Genomic DNA, 6,588 nt, shown 5'->3' with positions numbered 1-6,588 from the left:
TAGGCGCACACACCAACCCATCGACTAAGTGATTTCGTAGTGAGGCAACGTTTCCAGCCTAACCGCTCTTCTCCACAGAGTCAACTCTGGGGTCCGAGCCGGTCTTGCCTGCCGTCAGGCGCTCCTCGTCCGACCTCGTTGTCCTGGACCGCATTTCCAGCTTCTGAGCTGGGCTTTCGCGTCCCGGTCGGTGTCCGTGTCGCTCTGACCTGGAATAAGGTACGTGCTGGAAAACTGAACGTCAAATCGCCTGGTCGCCAACCCGTTTGCACAGGTCGCTCGGGCGCGGATCGGGCCGATCGCCGGGCTGGGCCACCGGGTTGTGACCCAGCTCATGGCAATTCGGTTCAGCCCGCTCGACGGACCCCGGCAAAGTTCTTCTTGCCGCGGCGCAGCACCAGCCAGCGCCCGTGCAGGTAGTCGGCGTCCGACGGAGTCCATTCGAGATCGGAGACGCGCTCGTTGTTCACCGATGCGCCACCCTCGTTGACAGCGCGGCGGGCCGCACCGCGCGAATCGCACAGTCCCGTGGCGACGAGCAGGTCCACGATCGTCGAGCCATTGGTGGCCTCGGCGACCTTGCCGTCGACCGCCGCCTCGGTGAGCGCGGCGGCCAGGGTCGGCTCGTTCAGCTCGCGGAGTTCACCGCGACCGAACAGGGCCTGGCTCGCCAGCTGCACCGAGCGGGTGTTCTCCTCGCCGTGCACCAGGGTCGTCATCTCGGCGGCCAAGCGGCGCTGCGCCTCCCGGGCGTGCGGGCGTTCGACGGTGGCCTGCTCCAGCTCGTCCAGCTCTTCCTTGGAGAGGAAGGTGAACCAGCGCAGGTAGCGGACCACATCGGCGTCGGCCGTATTCACGAAGTACTGGTACCAGGCGTAGGGGCTGGTCATCTCCGGATCGAGCCAGAGGCTGCCGCCGCCGGTGGACTTGCCGAACTTCTTGCCGTCGGCCGAGGTCACCAGTGGCACGGTCAGCGCATGCACGTGTTCGCCGTCGACGCGGCGGTTGAGCTCCACGCCCGCGATGATGTTGCCCCACTGATCCGAGCCGCCGACCTGCAGGCGGCAGCCGAAGTTGCGGCGCAACTGCACGTAGTCGTTGGCCTGCAACAGCATGTAGGAGAACTCGGTGTAGGAGATGCCCTCACCCTCGAGCCGCCGCTTCACCGTGTCACGGGCCAGCATGACGTTCACCGAGAAGTGCTTGCCGATATCGCGCAGGAAGTCGACCGTGCTGAGCGAGCCGGTCCAGTCCATGTTGTTGGCGATGACGGCGCCGGTGGGGGAATCGTCCAGGTCGACAAATCGCTCCAACTGGGAGCGAATGCGCCCGGCCCATTCGGCCACGGTGTCGGTGGAGTTCATGGTGCGCTCGCCGACGTCACGCGGATCGCCGATGAGTCCGGTCGCGCCGCCCGCCAGGACAATGGGCCGATGGCCCGCGCGCTGGAAACGCTTCAGCGCGAGCAAGGGGACGAGATGTCCGGCGTGCAGGGAGGCCGCGGTCGGGTCGAAACCGGCATAGAGGGTCAGCGGTCCCTTGGCCAGGTCCGCCCGCAGGGCGTCCAGGTCGGTGGACTGCGCGATCAGCCCGCGCCAGGTCAGTTCATCAATGATGTCGCCGCTCACGACTCTCTATCTTTCCGCACGGATGTGGACGGCCTTCGCACAGGTCTCGCCCTATAGAGATAGGGCGCTCCGAAGGTCCGCCGCCGAGTGTGACTCGGCGGTGGATCGGGTGTCGAGCGAGTTTCACCGCTGGCCGAGGGCGCGGGACTTACTTTTCGAACGCTGCTTTGAGGGCGGTCAGGTGGACGCGGCTGGCGGTGGACGCCGCTTCGGGGGTGCGGGCGCGGATGGCGTCGACGAGGAGTTCGTGGGCGTGGTGGTCGGCGTGCGGGTCGGACATGGGGCGGATGCGGAGCATGTCGACCATGGCGGTGCGCAGGCGGGGGACGAAGGCGTCGAACATCTGGGTGAGGATGTCGTTGTGGGCCGCGGCGATGACCGTGCGGTGGAAGGCGGTGTCGGCGTCGACGAGGGCTTCGATGGTGTCGCCCGCTTCGGCGCGGGCGGTGAGGGCGCGCCACAGGGCACGGAGGTCGGCGGGGGTGCGGCGGGCGGCCGCCAGGGCGGCGGCTTCGGCCTCGATGGCTATGCGCGCCTCGATGACCGTGACGATGTCGGCGCGGCGCAGGACCGTGTCCCAGTCCTCGGTGATGTCCAGGGCGGTGACGAAAACGCCTGCGCCCTGGCGGCTTTCGAGGACGCCTTTGCCGGAGAGCTCGCGGATGGCCTCGCGCAGGGTGGAGCGGCCGACGCCGAGCTGAACGGCGAGGGTGGTTTCGCCGGGGAGTTTGTGGCCGAGCGCCCATTCACCGGCGCGTATGCGAGTCAGCAGCACTTCGGCGGCCTGGGCGGCGAGGGGATGCCTCTGTACCTGCGACACGGCTTTTCGGCCTCTCTACTTATCTGAGGAGTGAATGACATCTAGTCTAGGCCACATGCTTTCGGGTGCCCTTCTCCTTAGCCGCCGCGGCGGGGTCTGATCGACCGGCACCCTGCCCGCGGGCTGCTGTCGTACGCCGGTCATCTCTCTCCGACGCGAAAGACAGCACTCGTGACTATTTCCTCGAAGTGGAATCGCCAACAGCCCTCCGTTATGCCGTCGCATCGGTATCGCGATGTGTACCAGCGGGTTTCGGTGCCGATGACGGAACGGCACTGGCCGTCGAACCGGATCACCGCGGCCCCGCTGTGGGTGCCGGTGGATCTGCGGGACGGCAATCAGGCGCTGGCCGAGCCCATGGCCCCGGCCCGCAAGCGGCGGTTCTTCGAGATGTTGGTGGCCATGGGCTACAAGGAGATCGAGGTCAGGTATCCGAGCGCCTCGCAGACCGACTTCGATTTCGTGCGGCTCATCGCCACCGAGGGGCTGGCTCCGGCCGATGTCACCATCGTGGTGTTCACTCCCGCGCGACGGGATTTGATCGAGCGAACGGTCGAATCCATTCGCGGCATTCCCAATGACGTTGTGATCCACATGTATACGGCGACCGCGCCGGTGTGGCGGGAGGTGGTGCTGGGGACCTCGCGGGCCGACCTGGCGGCGATGATCGCCGCCGGTGGCCGCGACATTCTGGAGCTGGCCGGGGATCTGGCCAATGTACGGTTCCAGTTCTCGCCCGAGGTGTTCATGCTGACCGAACCCGATTTCGTGCTGGAAGTCTGCGACCGCATGACCACGTTGTGGGATGCCATGCCGCAGCGGCCGGTGACGCTCAATCTGACCGCGACGGTCGAGGTGGCGACGCCGAATGTGTATGCCGATCAGATCGAGTACATGCACCGGAATCTGGCGCGGCGGGACAGCGTGATCCTCTCGGTGCATCCGCACAATGATCGCGGAACCGGCGTGGCCTGCGCGGAATTGGCGGTGCTGGCCGGGGCGCAGCGCGTGGAGGGCTGTGTATTCGGCAACGGGGAGCGCACCGGCAATGTGGATCTGGCGACCCTCGCCTTGAATCTGCATGCACAGGGCGTGGATCCGATGATCGACTTCTCCGATATCGACGCCGTGCGCGAGACGGTGGAGTTCTGCACCCGCATGCCCGTGCACGACCGGCATCCGTACGCGGGGGATCTGGTGTACACCGCCTTCTCCGGGACCCATCAGGACGCGATCAAGAAGGGCTTCGCCGCGCATACCGCACGGGCGCGGCAGGCGGGCTTGACGGAGCACGAAATCCCTTGGGAGGTGCCATATCTACCGATCGATCCGGCCGACGTGGAACGCTCGTACGAGGCCGTGATCCGGGTGAACTCGCAGTCCGGCAAGAGCGGCATCGCGTACCTGCTGCAATCGGAGTTCGGGCTGGAGCTGCCGCGCGAGTGGCAGATCGATTTCGCCCGGCGCGTGCAGCGGCACACCGACCGGACCGGCGCGGAAGTGTCGGCGGCGGAGCTGTGGGAGCTGTTCACCACCGCCTACGCATTGGACCGGAATCGGATTACCTTGCGGGAGCTGGGCATTCCCGAGGAGGTGGTGGTCGCGGTGCTGGCGGCGGGCGATCGCACCCGCCCGCTGAGCGCGACCACCGCCTGACCCATCGACGCCGCCGCGCACGCCGATGGCGCGGCGGCGCTCTCGAAATACCTACGCGGGCTTGTCGCCCTTGGACGGCGCATCTCCTTCGGCATAGCCGCCGCCTGCTGCTGACCACCCGCCCACGGCCGACTGCTCACCAATCGCCGACTACTCGCCCGCGGCGGACTGCTCGCCCGCGGTCGGCTTCTCACCCGCGGCGGACTGCTCCCCCTCCGTCGATTTCTCACCCGCGGTCGGTTTCACGCCGCCGCCAGTCGATTGCTCGCTGCCGGTCGGGCCAGAACGCTCGCCCAGTTGCCGCTCGAGGTCGTGGACCCGGTCTTCGAGCAATCGGACCCGTTCGAGCAGCGCGACCACGGCGGCGGAGACCGGTACCTGGTGGGTGTGCTCCGGGGCGCCTTCGGGCGTGATCCCGAGTAGGGCCATGACCTGTGGGCGTAGCCGCTTGGCATCCGCGCCGAGTTTGACCAGCACCTGTGCCGCCACGCCTTCGCCCTCCCGGCTCGCGGCCAGCAGGATGTGTTCCGGGCCGATGTAGTTGTGGCTCAGCGCGATCGCCTCGCGCAGCGACAGTTCCAGGACCTTCTTGGCCCGGGGAGTGAACGGGATATGACCCTCGGGCGCTCTTTCACCACGGCCGATGATCGCCTCGACCTCGGCGCGCACGGTGCCGAGGTCGAGGCCGAGCTCGGTCAGCGCCCGGGTGGCGAGGGTGTCGTCGCGCAGCAGGCCGAGCAGCAGATGTTCGGTGCCGATGTAGTTGTGGGTGAGTCCGCGGGCTTCTTCCTGTGCCAGCACGATCACCCGCCGGGCGGTATCGGTGAACCGTTCGAACATTGAACCCCCTACGGAAACACGGTATTCACGTCCACGGTAGCCCTGTCACGGCCGTCAGGCGGGCAGATCCAAGCGCGGTGCGCGGGGGCTGCGGCGGTACGTCGAGACAGCGGGTGAATCCGGCAGCCACAGCCGCCAGGGACGGTCCGCGGCCAGGCTCACCCCGACACGCGGGCCGACGGAGACGGCGGCCGGATCGGTGATTTCGGGGCCGAGCTCGAGGCGGATGGGCGAGGCCGGGTCGAAGAGTTGAGTTCCGTAGTCGCCCAAGGTGATCGCGAGGGCACTGCCGACATTGCCGGGCCCCTTGCCGAGATCGGCATCGGTCCGTGCGGCGGGCGCGGACTTCGTCGTGGCCCGCGATGATCTCGCCCGCCCGGACGAGTACCGCGCTGGCGATGCCGTCGGGCCCGCTGGTGACATTCACGCAGGTGTGCATGCCGTAACTCTGGTAGACGTACAGCACCCCGGGCGGTCCGAACATGACGGCATTGCGCGCCGTACGGCCGCGACCGGAGTGTGCGGCCGGATCGTGCCAAGGACCGGCCGGGTCACCGCCATAGGCTTCGACCTCGACGATCCGCATGCCGACCGAACCGGACCACAGCGTCGCGCCGAGCAGTCGGCGGGCGGCGGCCAGTGGTTCGACGGCAAGCAATTCGGCACTCACGGGACCCCATTGTTCCGGACGGTGGCGACAGCCCGCCGGAGAGCTAGGAGTCGGCGGGCGGGCGGACACCGCTGAGCTTGTCCGGATTGACCTGGAAGCGAATGTTCTCGATATGGCCGTCGCGAATGTCGTAGGTGAGCGTGCCGACGAGGTAGTCGCCGATGACGCCGATAATGCCGAGTTCGCCATTGATGACGGCCGGTTCCAAACGGATACCGGCGGAGACCGGTTTGGTCATGACGCCGAGCATCCAGCGCGCCACATGGTCGGGACCGTGCAGCGGGCGGCGGGCCGCGGTGACCTTGCCGCCGCCGTCGTTCCACAGCGTGACCTCGGGGGCCAGGATTTCCATGAGCGCGTTGAGGTCGCCGCCGTGGCAGGCGGCCATGAACTTCTCGGTGACCTCCCGGCGCGCGGCGTCGTCCGCGTCGAAGCGCGGGCGGCGGGATTGCACGTGATTGCGGGCGCGGTGCGCGAGCTGGCGAACGGTGGCTTCGGGGCGGTCCAGGAAGCCGCCGATCTCGGCGTGCGAGTAGCCGAATACCTCCCGCAGGACGAAGACGGCCCGATCGACGGGCGTGAGGGTTTCCAGCACCACCAGCATGGCCGTGGAGACGGTATCGGCCATTTCGGTCTCCTCGGCGGCGTTCGGCGCGGTGAGCAGTGGTTCGGGAAGCCAGGGGCCGACGTAGGTTTCGCGGGTGGCCCGGGCGGAGGTGAGGCGGTTGAGGGCGAGGTTGGTGACGGTGCGGACCAGGTAGGACTTGGGGTGCTGGACCGAATCCTGGTCGACGGCATGCCATTTCAGCCAGGCGTCCTGGAGGATGTCCTCGGCATCGGCGACACTGCCCAGCATTTGATAGGCGGTGCTGAAGAGCAGGCGGCGGTGTTCGACGAAGGGGTCGATGGCGTGGGTCTGATCCTGCATGGGATTCATACCTACCGGTATTTCGAGGGTGGTACCACCGAACGGC

General features: G+C 67.5%; 5 protein-coding genes and 1 pseudogene. 1 reads left to right on the top strand and 5 read right to left on the bottom strand.

The window, feature by feature from the left end; all coding sequences use genetic code 11:
• Positions 1–347: 347 nt before the first annotated feature.
• Together tyrS and NC4_RS36750 are read right to left on the bottom strand one after the other, a co-directional pair.
• Positions 348–1,628 carry a tyrosine--tRNA ligase gene (gene tyrS, locus NC4_RS36755; RefSeq protein WP_067548516.1) on the bottom strand — a complete coding sequence of 427 codons (1,281 nt, stop codon included), beginning with the start codon at positions 1,626–1,628 and terminating at the stop codon, positions 348–350.
• 148 nt (positions 1,629–1,776) lie between these two features.
• Complete coding sequence (locus NC4_RS36750) at positions 1,777–2,448, bottom strand: FadR/GntR family transcriptional regulator (RefSeq protein ID WP_067548513.1); 672 nt, start codon at positions 2,446–2,448, stop codon at positions 1,777–1,779.
• Between the two features lie 213 nt (positions 2,449–2,661).
• Here NC4_RS36750 and NC4_RS36745 point away from each other — a divergent pair, with 213 nt between their 5' ends.
• On the top strand, positions 2,662–4,104 hold the full coding sequence (locus NC4_RS36745) for a 2-isopropylmalate synthase (RefSeq protein WP_084530137.1): 1,443 nt from the start codon (positions 2,662–2,664) through the stop codon (positions 4,102–4,104).
• Between the two features lie 150 nt (positions 4,105–4,254).
• On the opposite strand, the gene NC4_RS45330 is transcribed toward NC4_RS36745, so the two are convergent.
• The 3 genes and pseudogenes from NC4_RS45330 to NC4_RS36730 all read right to left on the bottom strand — a co-directional run bounded on the left by NC4_RS45330 (position 4,255) and on the right by NC4_RS36730 (position 6,542).
• Positions 4,255–4,944 (bottom strand): Clp protease N-terminal domain-containing protein, encoded by a 690-nt coding sequence (locus tag NC4_RS45330; protein ID WP_067548510.1) that lies wholly within the window; start codon positions 4,942–4,944, stop codon positions 4,255–4,257.
• Between the two features lie 54 nt (positions 4,945–4,998).
• A pseudogene (locus NC4_RS36735) lies at positions 4,999–5,614 on the bottom strand (DNA-3-methyladenine glycosylase).
• 43 nt (positions 5,615–5,657) lie between these two features.
• Positions 5,658–6,542, bottom strand: a complete 885-nt coding sequence (locus tag NC4_RS36730; RefSeq protein WP_067548565.1) for an RNA polymerase sigma-70 factor — start codon at positions 6,540–6,542, stop codon at positions 5,658–5,660.
• Positions 6,543–6,588 lie beyond the last annotated feature (46 nt).

Source organism: Nocardia crassostreae (assembly GCF_001613405.1).
Taxonomy (GTDB): Bacteria; Actinomycetota; Actinomycetes; order Mycobacteriales; family Mycobacteriaceae; genus Nocardia; species Nocardia crassostreae.
This window is presented reverse-complemented; position numbering and strand designations above follow the sequence as displayed.